The 22,221-nt window shown below is 42.4% G+C and carries 21 protein-coding genes; 8 read left to right on the forward strand and 13 right to left on the reverse strand.

The window, feature by feature from the left end; genetic code table 11:
• Positions 1–11: 11 nt before the first annotated feature.
• A complete protein-coding gene (locus H2245_RS02880) occupies positions 12–266 on the reverse strand; it encodes a DUF2798 domain-containing protein (protein WP_182405754.1) in 255 nt (84 codons plus the stop codon).
• Positions 267–426: 160 nt separating this feature from the next.
• Here H2245_RS02880 and H2245_RS02885 point away from each other — a divergent pair, with 160 nt between their 5' ends.
• Positions 427–1,164 carry an aspartate/glutamate racemase family protein gene (locus tag H2245_RS02885; RefSeq protein WP_182405755.1) on the forward strand — a complete coding sequence of 246 codons (738 nt, stop codon included), beginning with the start codon at positions 427–429 and terminating at the stop codon, positions 1,162–1,164.
• 106 nt (positions 1,165–1,270) lie between these two features.
• Here the strand turns inward: H2245_RS02885 and H2245_RS02890 are convergent, their stop codons facing one another.
• Positions 1,271–2,836: an MATE family efflux transporter gene (locus H2245_RS02890; RefSeq protein ID WP_182405756.1), complete on the reverse strand. Its 1,566-nt coding sequence runs from the start codon at positions 2,834–2,836 to the stop codon at positions 1,271–1,273.
• A 188-nt stretch (positions 2,837–3,024) separates the two neighbouring features.
• Positions 3,025–4,068, reverse strand: coding sequence for a nitronate monooxygenase family protein (locus H2245_RS02895; RefSeq protein WP_182405757.1), 1,044 nt, complete (start codon positions 4,066–4,068; stop codon positions 3,025–3,027).
• A 253-nt stretch (positions 4,069–4,321) separates the two neighbouring features.
• Here H2245_RS02895 and H2245_RS02900 point away from each other — a divergent pair, with 253 nt between their 5' ends.
• Positions 4,322–5,269 carry an alpha/beta fold hydrolase gene (locus H2245_RS02900; RefSeq protein ID WP_182405758.1) on the forward strand — a complete coding sequence of 316 codons (948 nt, stop codon included), beginning with the start codon at positions 4,322–4,324 and terminating at the stop codon, positions 5,267–5,269.
• Positions 5,270–5,387: 118 nt separating this feature from the next.
• Positions 5,388–6,359, forward strand: coding sequence for a GTP pyrophosphokinase family protein (locus H2245_RS02905; RefSeq protein WP_182405759.1), 972 nt, complete (start codon positions 5,388–5,390; stop codon positions 6,357–6,359).
• Between the two features lie 259 nt (positions 6,360–6,618).
• Here the strand turns inward: H2245_RS02905 and H2245_RS02910 are convergent, their stop codons facing one another.
• The 3 genes from H2245_RS02910 to H2245_RS02920 all read right to left on the reverse strand — a co-directional run bounded on the left by H2245_RS02910 (position 6,619) and on the right by H2245_RS02920 (position 8,973).
• The gene (locus H2245_RS02910; RefSeq protein ID WP_182405760.1) at positions 6,619–7,161 is read right to left on the reverse strand and encodes an acyl-CoA thioesterase; all 543 of its coding nucleotides are present in this window, start codon (positions 7,159–7,161) and stop codon (positions 6,619–6,621) included.
• Positions 7,162–7,225: 64 nt separating this feature from the next.
• On the reverse strand, positions 7,226–8,209 hold the full coding sequence (locus H2245_RS02915) for a YheT family hydrolase (protein ID WP_182405761.1): 984 nt from the start codon (positions 8,207–8,209) through the stop codon (positions 7,226–7,228).
• 164 nt (positions 8,210–8,373) lie between these two features.
• On the reverse strand, positions 8,374–8,973 hold the full coding sequence (locus H2245_RS02920) for a YigZ family protein (RefSeq protein ID WP_182405762.1): 600 nt from the start codon (positions 8,971–8,973) through the stop codon (positions 8,374–8,376).
• Positions 8,974–9,126: 153 nt separating this feature from the next.
• On the opposite strand from H2245_RS02920, the gene H2245_RS02925 reads away from it, so the two are divergent.
• Positions 9,127–9,831, forward strand: coding sequence for a pseudouridine synthase (locus H2245_RS02925; protein WP_182405763.1), 705 nt, complete (start codon positions 9,127–9,129; stop codon positions 9,829–9,831).
• A 444-nt stretch (positions 9,832–10,275) separates the two neighbouring features.
• On the forward strand, positions 10,276–11,364 hold the full coding sequence (locus tag H2245_RS02930; protein WP_310734112.1) for a thioredoxin fold domain-containing protein: 1,089 nt from the start codon (positions 10,276–10,278) through the stop codon (positions 11,362–11,364).
• A 149-nt stretch (positions 11,365–11,513) separates the two neighbouring features.
• Here the strand turns inward: H2245_RS02930 and H2245_RS02935 are convergent, their stop codons facing one another.
• Complete coding sequence (locus H2245_RS02935) at positions 11,514–12,173, reverse strand: DUF2939 domain-containing protein (protein ID WP_182405764.1); 660 nt, start codon at positions 12,171–12,173, stop codon at positions 11,514–11,516.
• Positions 12,174–12,725: 552 nt separating this feature from the next.
• Here H2245_RS02935 and dnaJ point away from each other — a divergent pair.
• The 3 genes from dnaJ (at position 12,726) to H2245_RS02950 (ending at position 15,861) form a co-directional block, all read left to right on the forward strand.
• Positions 12,726–13,853 (forward strand): molecular chaperone DnaJ, encoded by a 1,128-nt coding sequence (dnaJ, locus tag H2245_RS02940; RefSeq protein WP_182405765.1) that lies wholly within the window; start codon positions 12,726–12,728, stop codon positions 13,851–13,853.
• 215 nt (positions 13,854–14,068) lie between these two features.
• On the forward strand, positions 14,069–14,911 hold the full coding sequence (dapB, locus tag H2245_RS02945) for a 4-hydroxy-tetrahydrodipicolinate reductase (RefSeq protein ID WP_182405766.1): 843 nt from the start codon (positions 14,069–14,071) through the stop codon (positions 14,909–14,911).
• Between the two features lie 44 nt (positions 14,912–14,955).
• Entirely contained in the window at positions 14,956–15,861 is a 906-nt protein-coding gene (locus tag H2245_RS02950) for a hypothetical protein (protein ID WP_182405767.1), read from the forward strand.
• A gap of 92 nt (positions 15,862–15,953) precedes the next feature.
• On the opposite strand, the gene H2245_RS02955 is transcribed toward H2245_RS02950, so the two are convergent.
• The 6 genes from H2245_RS02955 to H2245_RS02980 all read right to left on the reverse strand — a co-directional run bounded on the left by H2245_RS02955 (position 15,954) and on the right by H2245_RS02980 (position 22,217).
• The gene (locus tag H2245_RS02955; protein WP_182406225.1) at positions 15,954–17,129 is read right to left on the reverse strand and encodes a type III PLP-dependent enzyme; all 1,176 of its coding nucleotides are present in this window, start codon (positions 17,127–17,129) and stop codon (positions 15,954–15,956) included.
• A 154-nt stretch (positions 17,130–17,283) separates the two neighbouring features.
• Positions 17,284–17,844, reverse strand: a complete 561-nt coding sequence (gene def / locus H2245_RS02960) for a peptide deformylase (protein ID WP_182405768.1) — start codon at positions 17,842–17,844, stop codon at positions 17,284–17,286.
• A 298-nt stretch (positions 17,845–18,142) separates the two neighbouring features.
• A complete protein-coding gene (locus H2245_RS02965) occupies positions 18,143–18,397 on the reverse strand; it encodes a GlsB/YeaQ/YmgE family stress response membrane protein (RefSeq protein WP_182405769.1) in 255 nt (84 codons plus the stop codon).
• Between the two features lie 418 nt (positions 18,398–18,815).
• Positions 18,816–20,357, reverse strand: a complete 1,542-nt coding sequence (locus H2245_RS02970; protein ID WP_182405770.1) for a Mur ligase domain-containing protein — start codon at positions 20,355–20,357, stop codon at positions 18,816–18,818.
• A gap of 138 nt (positions 20,358–20,495) precedes the next feature.
• Positions 20,496–21,221 (reverse strand): copper resistance protein NlpE, encoded by a 726-nt coding sequence (locus tag H2245_RS02975; RefSeq protein ID WP_259365058.1) that lies wholly within the window; start codon positions 21,219–21,221, stop codon positions 20,496–20,498.
• Positions 21,222–21,695: 474 nt separating this feature from the next.
• Positions 21,696–22,217, reverse strand: coding sequence for a disulfide bond formation protein B (locus H2245_RS02980; RefSeq protein ID WP_182405771.1), 522 nt, complete (start codon positions 22,215–22,217; stop codon positions 21,696–21,698).
• Positions 22,218–22,221 lie beyond the last annotated feature (4 nt).

Consider the following 22,221-nt stretch of genomic DNA (forward strand, 5'->3'; position numbering starts at 1 on the left):
CTTTATCTGTTTTAATAAAACTCAATGCGACTCAACACATGCTCTTGCACAAAATAGGCGCAAACATACGCGCTTGGCCATGCAAACACAAACGCCAATCCCCAAGATTGTAGTAGCGTCATAAAAAACCCTTCATGAATCCCCGTTTTTACGATGATTAAAGCCGCAGAGATAATGAGCGACATCATCATTGCCATCAGTCCAGTGAATATCAGGCGATAATAGCGTTGGCGGGTACGGATTTTAAAGGTTTGGATGTCAGTCATGGTTTACTCAGTGCAGCATTATGATAATTAATATTATAGTAACTAGCATTATAGTAATTAGGATTATGGTTAATCATCATATAGCGTATTTATCCATTGGTAAAATGGTTATTATCGATGTTAAGGTCGTAAAATAACGATAAGGATGAAAGGAAATAACATGCCAGCACAGCAACGAGCATCAGCAAACAAGACTTTAGGCATCATCGGTGGTATGAGCTGGGAGAGTACGCAAAGCTATTATCGGCTGATTAATCAAGGTATCAAGGAAAGATTGGGCGGACTACATTCAGCGGATATATTGCTGCATAGTATTGATTTGGCACCGATTGCCACTTTGCAAGCCCAAGGCGAATGGGAAGAGTTGGGCGATATTATGGCAAGTAGCGGCAAACGCTTGCAAGCTGGCGGTGCAGATGCAGTATTAATCGCTACTAACACCATGCATAAAGTCGCAGAGCAGGTACAAGCGGCGACCAATTTGCCACTAATTCACATTGCTGATGTCACTGCAGACGCTATTAAGCAGCAAGGTTTAACCAAGGTAGCGCTACTTGGTACACAGTTCACCATGACTGAGGACTTTTATAAACAGCGTTTGATTGATGCGGGCTTGCAAGTGCTGATACCAGACACCGATGCGCGCGCCGAAGTTCATCGTATTATCTATGAGGAACTGTGCCGAGGACAATTGCTAGATAGCTCACGCCAATATTATCGACAAGCCATTCAAGATTTAGTGGAACAAGGCGCTGAGGGTGTGATACTAGGCTGTACTGAAATTGGATTGCTCATTAGCCAAAATGATAGCCCTGTTCCTGTATTCGATACCACTGCTATTCATGCGGCAGCAGCGGTGGACTTTTTATTAAGTGATGCAACGTCTAGTCCAAGGTAAAACTAGGTTCGGTACTGGCATTAGCAGGCAAGTATTATCAACAATTTACTCGCCAATCTAATGAGCGAAAGTCGCTCGGTTAAGCGTATATATAGAAATTACGCTATTACCGTTTATTATTTTTTATCATACGAAGTCTATGAAGTCGTCTACGAAGTCGTCGATGCAACCTTGTAATACGGCGCAAAGGTAAACGCTTCCATACCGTCGTCGGTACAATATCACGAAACGACGCACTGGTGCCTGTCTGCGCGCGAAACTCTTCAGACCTTTGCGCGGCTTCTTCTGCGGGCATGTTTTTACCCTGACGCCAGCCGCCGTACCAATATAATCCTATTCCCATCACAGCGGTTGCCACCATGCCTGCCGGAAACGACAGCCAAAGCGCATCTTCTCCAAGTAAGGGATAAAGCCCAAAAGCAAAGCCAAGACGCACTGGGTACATTGAAATTATCATGACAATCAGTGGCCAAATCACATAGCCATTTGCCCGCATGGTGCCGAACAGCACCTGCGCTACCCCAAAAAAGATAAAGCCCCATGTCGCCATTAACTGAATATGACGCCCAATTGGCACCGCTGCACTGTCACTACCGAGGAAAAACTCTAAAATAGTTTCATCAAAAACGGTCAGCAGCACGATAATAAAGCCGGTTAATACCAGATTAAAAATAAGCCCCCAACGTGTGATTCCTGCAATCCTGTGCCATTGATTGGCGCCAATGTTCTGTGCCACCATCGCACTAGCCGCGGCACTTAGCGCCATCGCAGGCATCTGTACGTATGTCCAAAGCTGCTGGGTTGCACTATAAGCTGCTGTCGTCTGTACACCCTCGCGGTTAATCAGCGACAGCATCGTCAACGCTGCTGAAGAGATGACAATCATCTGTAGCCCCATCGGCAAGCCTTTTGAGAACATAGACCTCAGGATTTCTCGATCTACTCGCAGAAAGCGCAGCTCCGGCAAATTAAGGGTCAGCACCGAGCCACGCAGATACATGGTAATGACCATACCAATAAGCGCTAACGTGTTTGCGATGGCTGTTGCGAAAGCCGCGCCAAATATACCCCATTCGGGAAATGGTCCTAGACCCAAAATAAGCGTTGGCGTCAAAATCAGGTCAATAACGACCGATATAATGATAAACCAAAGCGGCGTTGTGGAATCGCCCGTCCCGCGCAGTGCCATCATGATCAGCGTAAACGTCAGTGTGGTGGGCATCGCAATAAAAATCATGCGCAGATAAGTCAGAGCAAGGTCTGCAGCGCTTGCCGGTGTACCAAGCAGATCAAGTAACGTTGGTGCAAATAGCCACCCTAAAACCGCCACCACGATACTTATCGGGATAATGCTACCCAACGCCGTTCCCATGGTTTTTTTCACCATGCCATCGTTGCGCTGACCCATTGCCTGACCAATCAAAATAGTAGATGCCATACCGAAACCGAACACGAATGAAATCAGTATAAACATGAGAATGTTGCCATTCGCGGTCGCTGCTAACGCTTCCTCACCCAAAAATCGACCTACCCAGACCGCATTGATCGAGCCATTTAACGACTGTAATGCCGATGACCCAAGCGTTGGTAATGCAAATAACAGCATTGTTTTAGGAATCGACCCTGTGGTGAGGTCACGCCGTTTACGAGTAGAAATGCCTGTATCACTCAATATTTTTCCTTTTGCGCTATCTGAACTGTTAATTTTGGTGATGGTAGAAAAGCGTCCTACAAAAGAGACCAAACTGTTAACTTTGGATTGATTATATGAAAACACTTATTATAAATGACAATTCTCGTGCCCTCTGAATTAGAAGTGTAATCAGACAATGCTAAATCTATACGCCTAAGCCAATAAATTTATAACCCCTGTACCAAGCGCTCTAAAAGCTCAATCGTACTTTCCTGTTTGACCAATGCCACACCTTGACCTGCCCATAGCGACTGATATTCAGCATCTTTACGCTGCACAGCTTCAGCACGCATAGTTTTGGTCATCGCATTAAGCTGCGGATAAGGCGGCAACGTATCTGTATCATCAAAAGCTGTAAAATCGCGCAGATAATCATTGATCAAGGCACGGGCAGGCTTGCCGGAAAATAGCCGTGTCAGGCGTGTCTCCGTACTGCGCTTACCGTGACTGGCATCAAGCAAGGCTTGTTTATAGCTGTCATTAATCGCGCATTTATCGGTGGTCAAAAATGCCGTGCCAACTTGCGCCAACTGCGCACCAGCGGTTTGTATCGCTTTAATATCTTGCCCGGTCATAATACCGCCTGCTGCTATCAGCGGAATATCGGTGCAAGCGCGCGTTTGACCAATTAAAGTCAGTAATCCCAACGGATCAGCAACCCCTTGCGCCAGCCAGCCGCCACGATGACCGCCAGCTTCCATCCCTTGCAGACATACTGCGTCTGCGCCAACTTCCGCCCACGCTTGCGCCTCTAAAGGATGATTTGCTGTGCCAATCACGCACGTGCCAAGCTGCTGTAAGCGTTGCACGTGTTCGGCGCTAATAATACCAAAGGTAAAGCTGGCAACCGGCACTGGATTGTCATACAGCACCTGTAATTGCTCCGCAAAATTTTGCGCCGGTCGTTTGGGTAAGTCTATGTCTATATCTTTTTCTTGATAATATTGGCTCAACCACGCAGGAACGGCACTGTCCAAAGTAGTACAGTCGTGCTCAGACAACACCATCAAATTAATCATAAAAGGGCGGTCAGTGAGTGTTTTCATCGTATTAATTTGATTGCTTAAAGCATCTGGTGTTGTCATGCCAGCTCCTAATGAGCCAAGCCCGCCAAAGTTACTGACCGTCGCTGCCAGCTCAGGCGTCGTTGCTCCTGCCATGGGCGCTTGAATGATAGGATAGGTAAGTCCAAGGGTTTGTAATAATGTCATCGCTTGTGTCCTTTTTTCATTGTCCATATGGGTGGTGTGCACTTTACTCTAGCAGCGCATGCCAAATGGGGCAATGTCTATAATGACTTAAGTTTAAGCACAAGATGCGCTTGTGCTAAGATTGCTCCCTTAAGTATTACCCCTTTTAAATAATCTCGGTAACCTTAATAAAAGCGACCACAATGACACCAACCACAACGGTAAAAGATTGCTTGCCGTTATTTTTTGCCGCTTTAGCACAAGGAAAAGTTTTATGTTATTAGCGCGTACCGGAATCGCTGCTCTACTCACCCTATCTATTGTCGCCTGTACTACGCCCAATACGGTCACGGTCGCCACTACCCAGCACTTGGTACAACATGAACGCTTTAAATCCAGCTTGAAAACCAAAGCGTTGACTCTGACATCTGGTGAAAAAATCACTTATTTAGAAGGCGGCAACCTAGCTGGCGAGCCTTTATTATTGATTCATGGCTTTGGCGGTAATAAAGATAACTTTACCCGAATTGCTGCGCGACTAGGCGACTATCATTTGATTATTCCCGACTTGCTCGGCTTTGGTCAGTCGAGTAAACCGCTAGAGGCTGACTATCGTGCTGATGCCCAAGCTGAGCGTTTACACGAGTTTTTACAGTCCAAACAGCTCGCATCCAATATTCATATCGGTGGTAATTCGATGGGCGGTGCCATCAGTGTCGCTTATGCCGCCATGTATCCTGACAGCGTTAAAAGCTTGTGGTTATTGGACAGCGCCGGTTTTTGGTCGGCAGGGCTGTATGATAGATATCAAAATGCTACCGCGGATAATAATCCACTCGTCGTCGCCAATACTAAGGAGTATTTTAAACTGTATAAATTAGTGATGAATAAGCCGCCTTTTATTCCAAAAACCGTGCAAGCGGTTTTTGCACAAGAGAATATCGCCAATCGCAATTTACAAACCAAAATCATCGAACAAATCGTGGAAGATAATGTGGAGACACGCGCCAAAATCGTCGCTGAATATAATATTCCCACTTTAATTGTTTGGGGACAAAAGGACCAAGTGATAAAGCTTGAAACTGTGAATTTGATGGCTACATTGATGCCAACAGCGCAAATCATTACGATGCCGAAAATTGGTCATGTACCGATGATAGAGGCGGTAAAAGAGACGGCGAAGGATTATAAAAAGTTTCGGGCGGGGATTGAGTGTGAGTAGTATGTGTTAGTTAAAATAAGCGTCTTTACTCTCATAGCTAAGCGATTCGACTTCATTCTAATGTAGAATACAATGGTAAGATTTATTTATTTAATTAAACTATGTAACGAGCTATGAAATGGATAAAATTCTACAAGAATATGATGAAGCGAAAAAACTATTAGATAATATGGATAAAACTCTTAACTCTCTCATTGTTTCTTTACTTGAACAAAGAAACATTAAAGCACATCAAGTCCAAACTAGAGTTAAAGATAGAAAAAGTCTAGAAAATAAAATTATAAAAAAAAGCCAAAAATATAAAGCTTTAGATGAGATAACAGATATAGTTGGCGTTCGTATAATCACCTACTTTGAAGATGAAGTTGATCAAATTGCTACTATGATTGAAGAAGAGTTCACGATAGATCAAGAAAATTCTGTTGATAAACGCAAAGTAGATAGTGATAAATTTGGCTATAGAAGCTTACATTATGTCGCTAGTCTGAAAAAAGATAGGACTGAGCTAGCAGAATATTCTAATTATAAAGAACGAAAATTTGAGTTTCAAATTAGGAGTATTTTGCAGCATTCATGGGCAGAGATTGAACATGATTTGGGTTATAAAGGAGAGTTTGAAATTCCTTCTACTGCAAAACGTACATTTTATAGAGTTGCAGCTCTCCTAGAGCAAGCAGATATTGAATTTGTAAAACTAAAGTTAACTATAGCAGAATATGAAAATAGTTTGAGTGAGGATATTAAAGTAAAGCCTAGTCAAATTGAAATAAACAAAGCTTCATTAACTTCATTTATGAGAACAAATAATAATGTGATTAATTTTGAAGACAATGTATTTGTTAATGAATATGGTTTTGTTATCACAGAGTTTGATGTTGATAGCTTTGCTCATGACAGACTAATAAACACAATCAAAGGCTTAGGTATTGAAAATATAAAACAGTTGGAAGAATTTTATTTAGAAAATGAAAGCTTGCTTAGAGAAAGTCTCAAATCTCTTTTTCAATCGATAAGTAATACTATCAGACGAGGTGATTCTGTGTTGATACTAATAAATTATGCACTTCCTAAAGATATAATTCAGAAGTAGTACGATAAAAATATTAATACTCTTTCAAGTACAAAGCTTTTATCAAAGTTGTTCTGCTAATTATTAAAGATTGTAACTCTACTTCGTCGCTACCTAATAGTTCGAAAATTGATCTACTATACAAAATAGATCAGTTTTCTCAACCATCAAAAAGATGCTACAGAAAGCTGACCTATTTTTTATAAGGCTAACTGCTTAGCTTAACTACTCAATTCAACTGCAACAACCCTTTCGCATTCATCAACAGCTCAACCACACCTTAACCCATCGGCGGCCACGGACGATCTTTATCGCCATCTATCCATTCAGCCACATAGCCAGTCGGTGGCAATTCCCAATCTGCTTTACCTAAAGCCGCAAATACCCGAGCAGTCTCAATTACTTTTCCGCGCTCAGTCACGCCTGTTCGTAGTAACGCCGATGAGCACGGTTTGCCTTTAACCCACATCGACTGTTCAACATATATCCAGCGCGTATCAAATCCGACGATATGCGTTTTCATGATGACCTTATCAAAGGCGCGAATCCGCTTGCGATACTGAATAGTGCTGCCAGCGACCACCAATCCCCAACGCTGCTTTAACAGCTGTGTCCCAAGTCCGCTTCGAACCGCAAAATCCGTGCGCCCCAAGTCATAAAGGGTTAGCACCCGCCCGTTATTCATCTCTAAAAAATTATCAATGTCTGTCAAATGACAGCGTAATGTAATCTCACTGACCGCATCAACGGCAAGCGTATTGCCTTTTTTAGCTTGTAGTGCAGCGTGGGTAATGGTCGTGGCATAACGAAGAAAAGGATACATAGCAACTCTCTTTTTTATACTTATATTTCTGGATGATTCAATAACGATATCTTGTCTGTATTTTTTAATACTGTGAAGCGACATCTTTAAAAAAACGTATTGCCGTTTTTGGTAGCCACTCTAAGTTAAACTTACGATCTTGATAATCTAAAAAGCCAATATGTCCTCCATGCTGAGTATTTAGCAACGTAACGTTGTCAGACACATCGCCCGGCGTTGCCACTGCACCCAAAAACGGGTCATCTTTGGCACTGATTACTAAGGTCGGCTTGGCAATATGAATCAGGTGCGGTAGGGCAGAGGCTTTATTATAATAGTCATTTTTGGAGCGATAGCCATGGCGCGGTGCGGTAAAAATATTGTCGAACTCGCTGATAAGATTGGTCGCTTTAACGGCTTTAATTTCCTCTTCAGTGAGGTTGTTATCAATGGCTTTTTGGATAATCGGGTGCAGCAGATAAGGGGTGTAAATACGCCTACCGACAAAACGCTCCATCGCCAGTGATGAAGACAGTAAATCAACCGGCGCTGAGACCACAACCGCCGCAGCGCAAACAGCTTTTTCGTTATAATCGCTCATATATTTCGCCAGCGCATTGCCACCTAATGAGACGCCAATACCGTAGATCGTGCTGTATTTGCGCGCTAAATATTGCAATGAGTGCTCAAGCTCTTTGGTATCACCCGCATCATAAAATACTGAGCCTTTAATGGGTACGCCGCCACAACTGCGGAAATGAGCGACTACAAAATGCCAGCCTTGCGCATGCGCGGCATAGGCAAGCGTGCGCGCATAATGGCTATTACTACTGCCTTCCATCCCATGAAACACCACCACCAGCGGCTTATGATATTTATCATCGGACAGCACAATATCGTTGGTATCATAAAAATCATAAGCGACCTCGCTTTCATTTAGCGAGTCTTTGACCAGTTCGCGCCGATATAGAGGAACATCAGGGGCGATAAATTTAGGTAAAATCGTTTGTAAATGCGCGTTCGCCAGCCAAAAAGGTGGCTTAAATTCAGTATAAGTAAAGATAGTCATAACAAAGCATCAAATAGTATTAAGTAGTTAGAAATGGGAGTAAGTGCATCAATTAACAAGTATTATGTACATTTAAACGTTAATAGTCACCAACACTATCAACCATAAATGATAAGTTTCACGTGAAACGTAAGTTTAATGTTTAAAGACCTAATTAGAATTAATTACTCCTCAGCTGACAAGACTTTACCAGCCATCGCCAATTCAGTTTTCAATAGGTCAATGTCTCGCTTGGCGATGGTAACGGTTAACAGCACTTGCTTATCATAAGCCACGTTATCAATCGTCCCGTTTAAACGCTCAACTACATAGCGGCACTGCGCTTCGGTCGCGAACTCTGCTTGAATATTTACTTGGGTCATTGGTACATAAGGGCATAAAATCATCTGATCAACTGCCGCTTGCGCAGAACCGGCATAGGCGCGCGTCAGTCCACCTGCACCCAACTTAATGCCACCAAAGTAGCGCACCACAATGATAATAATATTACCAATCGATTTGTGTTGCAGCACATTTAATATCGGGCGACCTGCCGTGCCGTTTGGCTCACCATCATCATCAAAGCCAGCACTGGTGGTATTATTAGGGTCACCAATGATATACGCCCAGCACCAATGACGGGCATCAGCATATTGTCCGCGCAATTGTTCCACGTGAAACATTGCTTGCTCTCTCGAAGTGACAGGATAAGCATAAGCAATAAATGCTGACTTTTTAATCTCAAGACGGGCGCTAACGGGCTGTTGTAAGGTTTGATAACTCATAGGTCATTTAGGATCTAGTAATTTATTTAGAATCTAGTAATTCGTTTAGGGTCTAGGTGGAATATGCTAAACTTATAGCCATATCACTGCTTGCCATATTGGACGCAGTGCTCACCGTATTCTCCACTATAGCAATTGATGGTAGCAAATAGCATGCGTTTAGATAAATTTATTAGTAAAGCCACTGAACTTTCCCGTAAAGAAGCCAAAAAAATCCTGCACGCGGGCGAAGTCACCGTCAACGATAGCGTGACTAAAGACGTCGGCTTGCACGTTGATATCGAAAACGATGACATCGTTTGGGCAGGCGAGCCGCTATCGGTCGCCACTGGCAATCGTTATATTTTATTGCATAAGCCAGAAGGCTTTGAATGTACCCTAAAAGTAAAAGAGCACCCAATCGTTACCGAACTGATTGCCGTACCTGAGCTTGGCAACTTACGTATCGCCGGTCGGTTGGACGTCGATACCACAGGCGCACTGTTAATCAGTGATGATGGCAAATGGTTGCACCGCGTAACCAGCCCTAAGCATGAACACGCCAAAATCTATGAACTGACGTTAGCAGATGCGATGGATGAAACGAAGCAAGCCAATGCTGTTGCAGAAGTTGCTCAAGGTATTTTGCTAGAAGGCGACCATGAAGAAACCAAGCCTGCCGTATTAGAATTTATTGATGCAACCCATGCTCGTTTAACGTTAGAGCAAGGCAAATACCATCAAGTCAAACGTATGATGGGTTATTTTGGCAACCGTGTTACTGAGCTGCATCGTGCTAGTGTTGGTCATATTACTTTAGACGGCTTAGAGAAGGGCGACAGTCGCTTTTTAACCCCAGAAGAAGTGGCGAAATTTTAGTCATTTAAATATTAAGAACAAGCAAAGCTAATGCAGTGCGTTTAATATCAAAAATTAGTATAAAAATTAGTATAAAAATTAGTATAAAAATTAGTATAAAAATAGCGGTAGCCATTTTCTAATCTGAATAATGGCTACCGTTATTTTTTTATCTATTAATAGTATTGGTCTTAATTTTTTAAAGTTTTATAAATTGGCTCTGTTGCCTGTCTCTTAAACTTAAGTAGCAGTTTTGCAAAATTAATGCCTTATCCCGACCGACCATTTCATGATGTGATACAGTCGCTCTCAAATTACTTAATCTACTTTTTTACATACTATTCTAAATTTATTGCTGAAACTGAAACTGAAACTGAAACTGAAACTGAAACTGAAACTGAAACTGAAAATAGTAACTGAAGCTAAAGATTTTTAAAATAGTATAAAAATGATAGGACTGTTGTTGTGAAATTATCTGTATCGAATTCTTCTGTATTAAATCTGCCTATATTAAAGGCTGCCAGTATTATTAGCGCCATTTTATTTGCAACCACGGCTTGTGCGCAGTCGCCGCAAACAGTGAATGTGAGTAAAACTCAAAGCGTTCAAAGTAGTGCTGTAGCCACTAAATTAAGCGCGAACGTTGATAGCAAATTGCGCCAAGTCTTAAAGCAAGCCGGTATCAAAGCGCAGATTACCTCTATTGTGGCATCAAATTTACCAAATATGTATCAAGTCAATTTGGTGGGGCAGCCACCGCTGCATATTAGCGCTGATGGCAAATACGTCATTCAAGGTAACTTGCAAAAAAACCCAAGTAAGCGCCAAGTGACTAAAATACCCGCACGTAGTACCAGCGCGCAAATCGGTATGCCAGTGAGCACCGTAGTTAAATCTGACATGCTTGCCAATATGAGTGCACTCAAAAACATGAGTGCCAAAACACCGTTTTTCTATACCGCCATTCCGGGGGTGATTTGGGGTGCAACGCTTGAGGGTGTACCATTTTTAATATCGGATGACGCGCAATATGTGACTGATGGCGAAATATCAGTGATTGAAAACGGTCAATTTACCGGACTCGATACTAATTTTGAAAAACGTAAAAACCAATCGGTATTTAAGAGTTTAGATGAATCGCAGCTTATTACTTATCCAGCAACCAGCCCTGAAAAAGCAGTTATTTATGTGGCAACCGATGTTAACTGTCCTTATTGCCGCATGTTACACAAGCAAATGAGCGCGCTAAATAAAAAGGGCGTGACCGTCAAGACGATTGGCTATCCTATCTATGAGCAATCGCCTGAGCAAATGCGTGGTATCTGGTGCCAAACTAGTGATGCCAGCCGTCGTAATGCCTTAGATAAGGCGATGCTCAGCGGACAAATGACAGCGGCTCCAGCAAGCTGTAAAGCCAATCATGTGACTCCGAACCGCGAAAAAGCGGCCGGGCTTGCCGTGGTTGCGACCCCAGCTATTTTCCGTGATGATGGTGTGTTATTTCAAGCCAGCTTTGAGAGTCCTGAATTTTTAGAGTTTTTAGGGCTACAATAGGCATTTATTGGTAAGTATTTATTAAATAGATATTAAGCTCGCTCTAAACGAAAACCGCCGGGTCAATTCTCATTGATGCAGCGGTTTTTTAATGGCTGATAGGTGGTAATTCATAGCAGGGTTTAGGACAAAGGCTTTTAGCAAAAGATTTAAGGCAAAATAACATCGACGATTTTCCAATCGATTAATCCTTGGCGCTGCATCTCAATGGTAAGCGGATAGCCTTTAACTTGCCCACTAATCGTAAAGCAATTGATACCACAATAGCTCAGTGTTGGCTTGGCACTGTCCGTACCTTTAGCAACGTGTTGTTCTAACTCGTCCGCTTGCTTGGTCATCATATTTTGAATCTGATTTTTTACCACCGCATTGACGTCGCCGCGCTGTACGATCATATCGCGAATCAGTATTTTTAAATCAATTTGATTACTGGCAATTGCCCATGCTGCGGCAAGCTCTTTGGTTGCCGTATTAGCTTGCCCTTGGGTATCGATTAATTGTTCTATATTCTCTGGCGTAATGGCACCCGCAACCGCTTGGTTAATAAACTCATCAGCTGCTTGGGTTAGCGCGTCCCCGCCCAATTCCGCAATACCAGGATATTGACTCATGGTGGTGGCAAAGTTATCCGTCAGCTGTTTATTGATACTCGGGCGCAGCTGCTCATAATCAATTGCTGCTGCAATGGTCGCGCCATCTTTAGCATCATAGGCAGCTTTTAACTGATAGGCACGATAGTAGGGTGAGCCTGCAACAACGACAATTGCGATAACAATCATTAATAAGAGTAAGGTGGACAGCTTTTTCATAAATATAGGTACTCTAATAAGGTACTCTGACCAAAAGTTGCAAACGGCTATATGCGGTTTATAAGGCGATAAATAGTAGCACGACTATCGGCATTATAGTCATGAAAAATAGGTATGGAAATGTGATGTAAATTTTCTGTATAAGTAAGGAAATAGTTGCTGCCGCTGTTAGCATTTTTGGCTGTGCTTATGCCTGTGATATTAGCTTTGATTGTGGTTATGATTAACTTGGGAACGGGGCTTTAGATTTGATTTAAATATGCCAAAAATTGTATTTAAAATAGGGTCACTCTCTAAAGCTAACGAGTAGCTAAGCAATTTACCCAACAACAAGCTTGATAAATCAGCCTGCCATCTCCATTAATAGCGCAAACTTTTATTAATTGATGTGGTTAAACAGCATTGTGCCATATTGGCTTGCAACCGCTTGTTATGTGTCCCCCTTTTAGTGCCTCATTTATGCAGTTTCACGTGAAACATTAGGGTACTAGTTAAAGGCAATAACTGACAAGTTTCCAAGCAGGCAGGGCTGTGAAAACGATAGGAGAGCCCATGAGTAAGCGCGATTTTTATGAGATATTAGGCGTCAGTAAAACTGCCGATAGCAAAGAGATTAAACGATCTTATCGCAAGCTGGCGATGAAATATCATCCCGATCGTAACTCAGATGACCCAAAAGCGGACGAGAAGTTTAAAGAAGCCTCGATGGCATATGAAGTGCTCAGTGATGCCAATAAGCGTTCGGCATACGATCGCATGGGTCACGCTGCGTTTGAAAATGGCATGGGCGGTGGCGGTGGTGGCGGTGGCAATTTCCAAGATATCTTTGGTGATATCTTTGGCAATTTTGGCGATATCTTTGGTCAGTCGCGTGGTGGTGGTGGTTCGCGCTCACGTCGCGGCTCCGATTTGCGCTATGTGATTGAGCTTACTTTAGAAGAAGCCGTGCGTGGCTGCAAAAAAGAGATTAGTTTTACTGCGCCTGCCCCTTGTGGTACATGCGATGGTAGAGGCGCTAAAAATGCCTCGGATGTGGTCACTTGCCAAATGTGTCACGGGCATGGACAAGTGCGCATGCAGCAAGGCTTTTTTCAAGTCCAACAAGCCTGCCCTCAATGTGGCGGTAGTGGTCAACAAATCAAAAACCCTTGCCCCGACTGTCATGGTAAAGGCGTTAAAGACCGGTCGCGCAATTTGGAAGTCTCTATCCCAGCGGGCGTCGATGACGGTGACCGTGTTCGCTTAGCGGGCGAAGGCGAGGCGGGCGGCGCAGGCGTCCAAAATGGCGATTTATATGTTGAAGTACGGGTTAAAAAGCATGACGTCTTTAACCGTCAAGGTGCCGACCTCTATATGGACGTCCCTGTCAGTATCACCGATGCAGCTTTGGGTAAAGAAGTGGAAATCCCAACCCTTGATGGTAAAGTTAAAATCAAAATTGCCGAAGGCACGCAAAGTGGCAAACTGCTCCGCGTACGTGGACGTGGTGTTACACCTGTGCGTGCTTCTATGAAAGGCGACTTGATATGTCGCGTGGTTATTGAAACGCCAGTTGATTTGACTCGTGAACAAAAAGACTTGCTGCGTCAGTTCCAAGATACGCTCGATGGCGACAGCAATCATCAGCAATCGCCACACAAAAAATCTTTCTTTAAGAAAATTGGCGATTTATTCGATTAATTATTATTGATGAATAATAGCAATCTTTTGGTTGCAGTATAACCTTAATATTAAGCCTAATAGTTTCACGTGAAACGATTGGGCTTTTTTGTACCCTTGACTAAGATAAAATAAACGCAACCTTTGCTAAAGGTCAAAAAATAAATTCATGCTATGATATTACAACCTTTTAACAACCATTATCAGTACAAAAAATAAAAATATAGGGCAAAAATATGAATCAACAAGTAACTAGTCAAACAGATAATAAAAACATTAAAGTCGGTGTTATCGGCGCTGGTGGGCGTATGGGACGCATGCTTATTGAAGCCTTACAGGACAATCCACAAACTAAATTAAGCGCGGCAATTGAGCGTCAAGGTTCGAGCCTCGTTGGCGCGGATGCTGGCGAAGTGGCAGCGATAGGACGTATTGATGTGTCAATCGTCGATAATTTAGTTAGTGTTATTAATGATATTGATGTGCTGATTGACTTTAGCTTGCCAGAAGCCACTGAACAAAATATGCAAATCTGTGCTGAGCACAACGTTGCCATGGTCATTGGTACAACTGGTTTTAACGAACAGCAAGAAACGGCATTGGCAGCAGCTAGTCAAAAAGTTGCTATTGTCTATGCTGGGAATTATTCAACAGGCGTTAATTTGTCCCTAAAATTGCTTGAAATGGCAGCCAAAGCCTTCGGTACTGAAGCTGATGTTGAAGTGATTGAAGCGCACCATAAGCATAAAATTGATGCACCATCTGGCACTGCTTATATGATGGCAGAAGCCGTTGCCAAAGGACGCGGGCAAAACCTAAAAGACGTAGCAGTATATGGGCGCGAAGGGCAAACCGGAGCGCGCAAAACTGGCACTATCGGTATTCATGCCATTCGAGGTGGTGAAATCGTCGGCGACCATACGGTGATGTTTATCGCTGATGGGGAAGTCGTTGAAATTACTCACCGCGCGCGCGTCCGCATGACCTTTGCTGCTGGTGCTGTGCGTGCAGCTACTTGGATAGTGCAGCAACCTGTTGGACAATATGATATGCAAGATGTGTTGGGATTAAATGATTAGGTTGCTCTAAAGTACATTTGGTTATTTACGATAAGGAGCTGGTCATGGGTACTAGAAAAACCCTTGTTTTCCTAGCGGATACTTTATTTTATGTGCGCTGGCTAATAATAAGCATTATTCTATTTTCCGTAACTTCCCAAGCAGCGCCTTATAACACCTACGTTATTGCCACCTATGGTGGTAATGCTCTGTTACCGACTGTCCGCCAGCAGCTGAACGCCAGCCCTGATGGTGGGACGGTCACCACTTACCAAGATAAACTGGTACTAAATACCACAGCGACCAATTATCAAGCCGTTCAACAGTTGCTCACGCGCATTGACACCCAACCACAAGCGTTAGTAATCGCTGTACGCGTAGGTAGTAATAGCAATAGCCAAGCCAATATTCGCCAAGGTCAGATAAGTATCACTAACCGAGGTATTCAAGGCAGTGGCATCATCAATCAAAGTCGTAATGAGCAGCAGAGCAATAGTATATATCAAGTACAAACGCTGTCAGGTAGCGCCGCGAGTATCAGTACCGGCACGCTTTGGTCATTGACCCACAATTCCACTCCTAATTATTACCCATCAACCAATCGACCATCAGGACAAATAATTATTCAGCAGCAGGTATTATTGCCAACGACCCAAGGCATTACAGTTATGCCAAGACTGTTACCAAACGGACAGGTCGAAGTGAAGTTATTTCAAGTTGAAGAAAAATTTGTATCGTCAAAGTCACCTTATTATCAGAAAAATAACGTCAATAACGTTATTCAAGGGCAACGTTTTCAGGCGCAGCGTTTAGATACGACTATTATTGTAGCGCGTGGGCAATGGGTCACTATCGGACAGATAACGCAGAATTCACAAAACCAGCTTTCAAGCTATAATAATGATAGTGTCATGACTGGTAGCACAATGACTGGTAATAACAGTGTACCTATACAATTATTAGTACAGTAAATTAGCATCGAAATAAGATTTGTGCTCATAAAAAAGCGCGGCACTGCAAATCACAGTACCGCGCTTTTTTATGAGCACAAATTTATTGTAAATTAATCAACATAAACCACGTCCAATGGCGGAAAGCCATTAAACTCAATAGACGAATAAGAGTTGGTATAAGCACCAGTGGTTAGCCAATAAATTTTATCGCCAATCTCAAGGTCTAACGGCAACTGATAGCCCGTTTCTTCATACATGATATCCGCTGAATCACAGGTTGGACCTGCCAATACTACCATGCCTTGACTGGTTGAGGTTTCCATTTTAGGCGTATAAATAGGATACTTAATAGCCTCACCCAAGGTTTCAATCAAGCCTTGGAATAAGCCGACATCGGTATACACCCAGCGCTTCAAATCGGTCTGCGATTTACGTGATATCAGTACCACATCACTGACTAGCACCCCTGAACCACCCACTAATGAGCGACCCGGCTCAAGAATAATCTCTGGCATGTCATCGTCATCATAATCATCGGTCAGATAACGTTTTACTTCTTCTGCATACACTTGTATCGGATTGACTTCACTTAGATAGTTAGCCGGAAAGCCGCCACCCAAATTAATCATCTGTAGCTTAATTTGCTCTTCATTCAGCATCCAGTCAAACATATATTTTACTTTAGCAAGCGCATCATCCCATGCTGCCACGTCTCTTTGCTGACTGCCCACATGGAAAGAAATACCATACGGTACAAGCCCTAAATCACGCGCCTGAATCAATAAGTCAATCGCCATATTTGGATGGCAACCGAACTTGCGTGACAATGGCCACTCAGCAGTATCCGAACCTTCTACCAAAATACGTACGAAGATATTAGAGCCAGGTGCATATGTGGCAATATTTTTTAAATCCGCTTCAGAATCAGTGGCATATAAACGTACGCCTTTTTCATACGCATACTTAACATCTTTGGCTTTTTTGATAGTATTACCATAAGAAATACGCTCAGCCGTCACTCCGCAATCAAGCACACGATCAAGCTCATAAACTGAGGCGCAATCAAAGTTGGAGCCCAAATCAGCAAGGAGGTTAATCACCTCTACCGCAGGGCTGGCTTTCATGGCGTAATGAATCTTGGCAGTTGGAAAAAGACTGACCATCTCATTGAATTTGGTTTTAATACGGTTAAGATCAACCACTAAAAAAGGAGTCTCACGACCTTCGGCAGCTTGAGTGAATTTCTGCCAACCGGCAGGGTCAAAATATTGGTCAATTTTGATCATGGTCATGATAGGAAACCTTTTATATAAATAATAAGCTATTTGTTGCAGTGCAAGCAGGACACAAAACAGATTAAGCAATACTAACGATTTAATAATCTAAAGCAGCATACTCTTAACATAGTAAGCAATAGTAGCGTTTAGCATTAGCCTTAAATTAAACAGGAGTAGCTTGCGCTTCTTTAACTTTTCTATCGTGATCTAGCTGCTGTTTGTCACGCACTTTTAATACTTTACGGACTTTATCACGTGCACGAGTTTGCTTAAGATGGGATAAATAATCTACAAAGATAACCCCATTTAAGTGATCCATTTCATGCTGGATACAGACGGCAAGTAAGCCTTCTACTTCCATATCAATAACATTACCATTCTCATCTAAAGCTTCAATGCGAACCTTATTAGGGCGATCAACCTTGTCATAGACGTCAGGCACCGACAGACAACCTTCTTCATAAGGTTGTTTTTCTTCTACTAATGGCGTGACTTTAGGATTGATAAATACCATTGGTGCGTCTTTATCTTCAGACAAATCCATGACAATCAGCTGCACATGCTTATCTACTTGCGTAGCAGCAAGACCAATACCCTGCGCGTCATACATGGTCTCAATCATATCAGCGGCTAACGTCTTAATATCCGCAGTGATGGTTTTGATGGGCGCAGCAATAGTGCGCAGACGCGGGTCGGGATAGCTCAATATCGGGAGTAGTGCCATGCAGCTCACCTCAGGAATAGGGATAGAATAGGCGGATTATTATAAGTTATATGGAGATAAAAGTAACGATTATCAATGACTTTCACTGTTTGACTGTGTAACTGATGCTCTAATTGGTGCACAAATTAACGTCTTAATTAAAATTTAACAACCTAAATATAGGTTTGTCGCTAACAGCAAATTTTAAAGGAGATATCTTACTATTTTTCAAAAGAATCACACATAAAAAGAGACCTTATATATAAGGTCTCTTTATTCATCCTAGTGTTAATTATCTTTATAGATAAACTAACCTCTATTATAGACGACGTTTGCTCATAATCATCTCATAGATAAATAGTACGATAATAGCACCAACTACTGAGAAGATAAGTCCAGTAAATCCGCCATCGGCATCAATACCTACTAATCCTGCGATAAATCCACCAAGCAGTGCACCTACAATACCTAAAATAATGGTCATAATCCAACCCATAGGGTCACTACCAGGCTTAATCGCACGAGCCAATAAACCAGCAACCAGACCTACAATAATCATCCAAATAAAACCCATTATTTCTCTCCTAAATTTATTAATAGTTATTTATATTTTTATAAATTGAGCGACTGCTTATTTAATGAGCTTATTGTAAGCAATAGTACTAATAAAAAATAAGCGCAAAATGTTATCTGTGTAGGCACTATGTGAGGAAAATGAGAAAATTGCTATTATGCAGAGTGTTTAGGTAAATGGCAGGTTAATAAGGTAGGTTTAACGATAACGCTAACGAGAGCAGATTGTGATATGTGGTTTAACGATAAAAAGTTATAAAAAAGCGCCATCCTCAAATAGAGAGTGACGCTAGCTTTAGTGTTTAAAGATAGTTTTTTTACAGTGAATTTTGTTGTAATACGAAGAGCAGTACGATTTAGTAATATCCTGCCTGTAGATATATAAACTAAACGGTAGTAGGCATTAAGGCATTAAGGCATTAAGGCATTAAGGCAGTCAGCAGGCGCTGATGGATATTTTCGAAGCCACCATTAGACATGATAATAATCGCGTCACCTGCTTGAGCATGCACTTTAAGATGCTCAATAATGGCATCGACACTTGGCATGACTTGCTGTGGATTTAGGAGTGAGGTCGCTGCTGTGCTGTTACCCAGATTGGTGGCGCGCTCGATCACTTCTTGTAAGCCCCACTCAAGACCTGCTGGCTCATACCAAATTGTATGGTCAGCCAACGCTGCTGATGACGCCAAGCTGTCTTGATGAATACCCATTTTCATCGTATTACTACGTGGTTCAATCACTGCCCAAATGCGTCTACCCGCCAGTTTCTTTTTTGCACCATCTAAAGTGGTGGTAATAGCAGTCGGATGATGAGCAAAATCATCAAAGACAAGTATATCGTTGACTTCACCAATCAGTTCCATACGTCGTTTGATACCGGCAAATGCGGATAGCGCTGCACAAGCAGTATGAATATCCACGCCAACATTATAAGCCGCTGCCACAGCTACGAGGGCATTATTGACATTATGCATGCCGCTCATTGACCAATCGACCGTCGCACTTACATCTCTATGATCAGAAAAATATATATTAAATTGGCTACCATCAGCACTTAGCAGCTCTGCTTGCCAGTCACTGCTCATTGATTTAGTTGTGTCATCAATGACATTATTATTTATATTATGAGTGTTATCTTTGGTATTAGATAAAGCATTATCTGTGACTGAGGTACGCCAAACTGGTGTCCAAACGCCTTTTGCCAGTGTCTCTTCTAAGCTTGCGGTTGCCGCTGGCATGATAATTTTGCCCGTACTTGGAATCATACGCACCATATGGTGAAACTGAGTTTGAATGGCATTTAAATCGGCAAAAATATCGGCATGATCAAATTCAAGATTATTTAAAATAGCCGTGCGCGGGCGATAATGAACGAACTTTGAACGTTTATCAAAAAATGCCGAATCGTATTCATCCGCTTCAATAACGAAGTAGCCTAATTTTGTCTCGCCTGTCTCTATATCCTCAATCATATCAGCACCCAAATAACTGCTATGGGCAAAAACTTGCTGCAAGCGAGCGTCAGTTGTATCTACTAACGGCACACCGCCAATTAAGAACCCAGCATCGATACCAGCATACTGCAGTATCCAAGCCAGCATTGTTGTCGTCGTCGTTTTACCATGAGTCCCAGCAACGGCTAGAACATGGCGCGACTGTAGCACTTCTTCTGATAAGAACTGTGGTCCTGACGTATAGCGCAAGCCTTGATCCAGCATATATTCAATGACATCCATTCCGCGCTTCATAGCATTGCCAACAACGACCAGATCTGGTGCTGGCTGTAAATGCTGCGGCAAGTAACCCTCACTAATCGTCACGCCTGCCTTCTCAAGCTGGGTTGACATGGGCGGATACACATTGGTATCGGAGCCAGTCACCGTATGTCCAAGTGCACGCGCCAGCAATGCAAGAGAACCCATAAATGTGCCACAAATACCAAGGATATGAATATGCATAGACGTTCCGCGCTAGATAAGAGAAGGGAAGAAGTTAAAAATCAATGGAAGTTATTGTAAAGTAAAGGCAGATAGATAACCAATAAAAAACGCCTGAGAAGTAGGCGTTAATAAGGTGGCATGACCTGAGCTATCGTTTTACTTACGCGACAGCGTATAATCGGGATTTGGCTTTTTATTTTCATCCAACATTATTAAATGATTGTTTTCAATGCGGTACATTTCAATATTTTTATCGTCATAAACCACAATAATGGTGTGGTTATCCTGACGATATACCCCAGATTCTATCAGGGGCGCTGTTGGCATCTCAGGATTTTCATAAATACTGGTTTTTAATACTGAACCATCAGACAATAAGTTTAGGGTCATGTTAATCCCATCACAAAATTTGCACGGTAACATGCCTTTATAGTCGCCAATCAAGGTTGCCTGCAATGTACTGTCCGTACCGCCCTCTGATATCATAGGTGTACGCTGCACGTCCGCCCCATTATCTATTTTTGAAGCGCTCATTAAGGACTGTCCTCTGGCTGAATCATTCACTTGACTGTTGTTGCTAGAATCAGAGGTATTCGAGGTGTGTAAGTCTGTAACGGCATGCTGTTCGATTGATGCAGCATTTTTTACTGAAAGATTCGTAGTGTTGCTGGTGGCTTGCTTATCCATACCCACGGAAGAGGTAGCAGACCCACTGTCACAGCCGGTAAGTAACAGACACAGCGAAGTTAATACGCATAATGAGTGTTTACTTAAAGAGAACTTACATAAAGAAAATGCTAAACCATGCTCATATCTATCGCATTGCGACGATAAAGGAGCACTTAAGCGTGAATGTAAAAGTGCAGAATGTCTCATCATCATACTAACCACAAATAACCTTATTGTTGCAATAACGGCAAGCATTTAAGCTGCCTATATCATCATGATGATAAGGCGCATTATTGAAGCGTATCCATCGCTAAAGGGTGTCTAACAACGTAAGCGCACTTACTAAATTAACCCTTATTTTTTTATGAATTCCCTACAGTTAGTCTCGCTCAACATACTGTCAATCCATATAGCTATGAGCAAGCACCTAAAGTGTGATAAAAGAAGGGCGATAAAAGCCTATAAGATAACAAAGGTTAATGGGGACACTGTAAGCTTTTTGTTATCATTATGACATTATCATGACAAGGGTATGCAAACCACTAACTAAATAGACCAGCCAGTTAGTGATTAAAGAAATATTAATGAGAAATCATATGGGAGAAGGGAATAAAAAAGTGATGACGCTATAAAGCCAGATTAAGGAAAAAAATAGTGATTAAGTTATCTTAATAATAAATAATTTTATTAGCGCGTGGTTGGTTGCGGGCGCAAAATACGCCAAAGTAGCAATCCATGAACCAGCAATAACACACTAAAAAATATCAGTGACTGTTCAGGAATACTCATGCCTAAAAAACGCCATTCAACCGAGGCACATTCGCCAGAGCCTGCCAAAACTTCGTTAAGCACTTGCTGCATCGGTAAGGTATCTATCCAGTAATCCAAACCCGGACCACATGACGGCACTTGATCAGCGGGTAAATGCTGTAGCCAAACGTGCCGCGCTGCCACTCCAGTTGCCCATACAATACCTAGCAGACTACCAAGCCATAAGCCCAATTTGATAAGAGTAGATTTGGGATGCCACAATGCAGCTATCAAGGCAAAACCGCCCATTACCATCAACCCAATACGTTGGAAGATACAGAGCGGACAAGGGGTAAAGCCCATATAGCGCTGTAAAAACAACAGTGCAAAACTCATCCCAAGTACAGACATGAATACCAAAAACAGCTGTAAATAACGATAAGTGGTCAATCGTTGCATCGGG

The sequence above is a fragment of the Psychrobacter sp. GP33 genome (genome assembly GCF_014119005.1).
Classification (GTDB): Bacteria; Pseudomonadota; Gammaproteobacteria; order Pseudomonadales; family Moraxellaceae; genus Psychrobacter.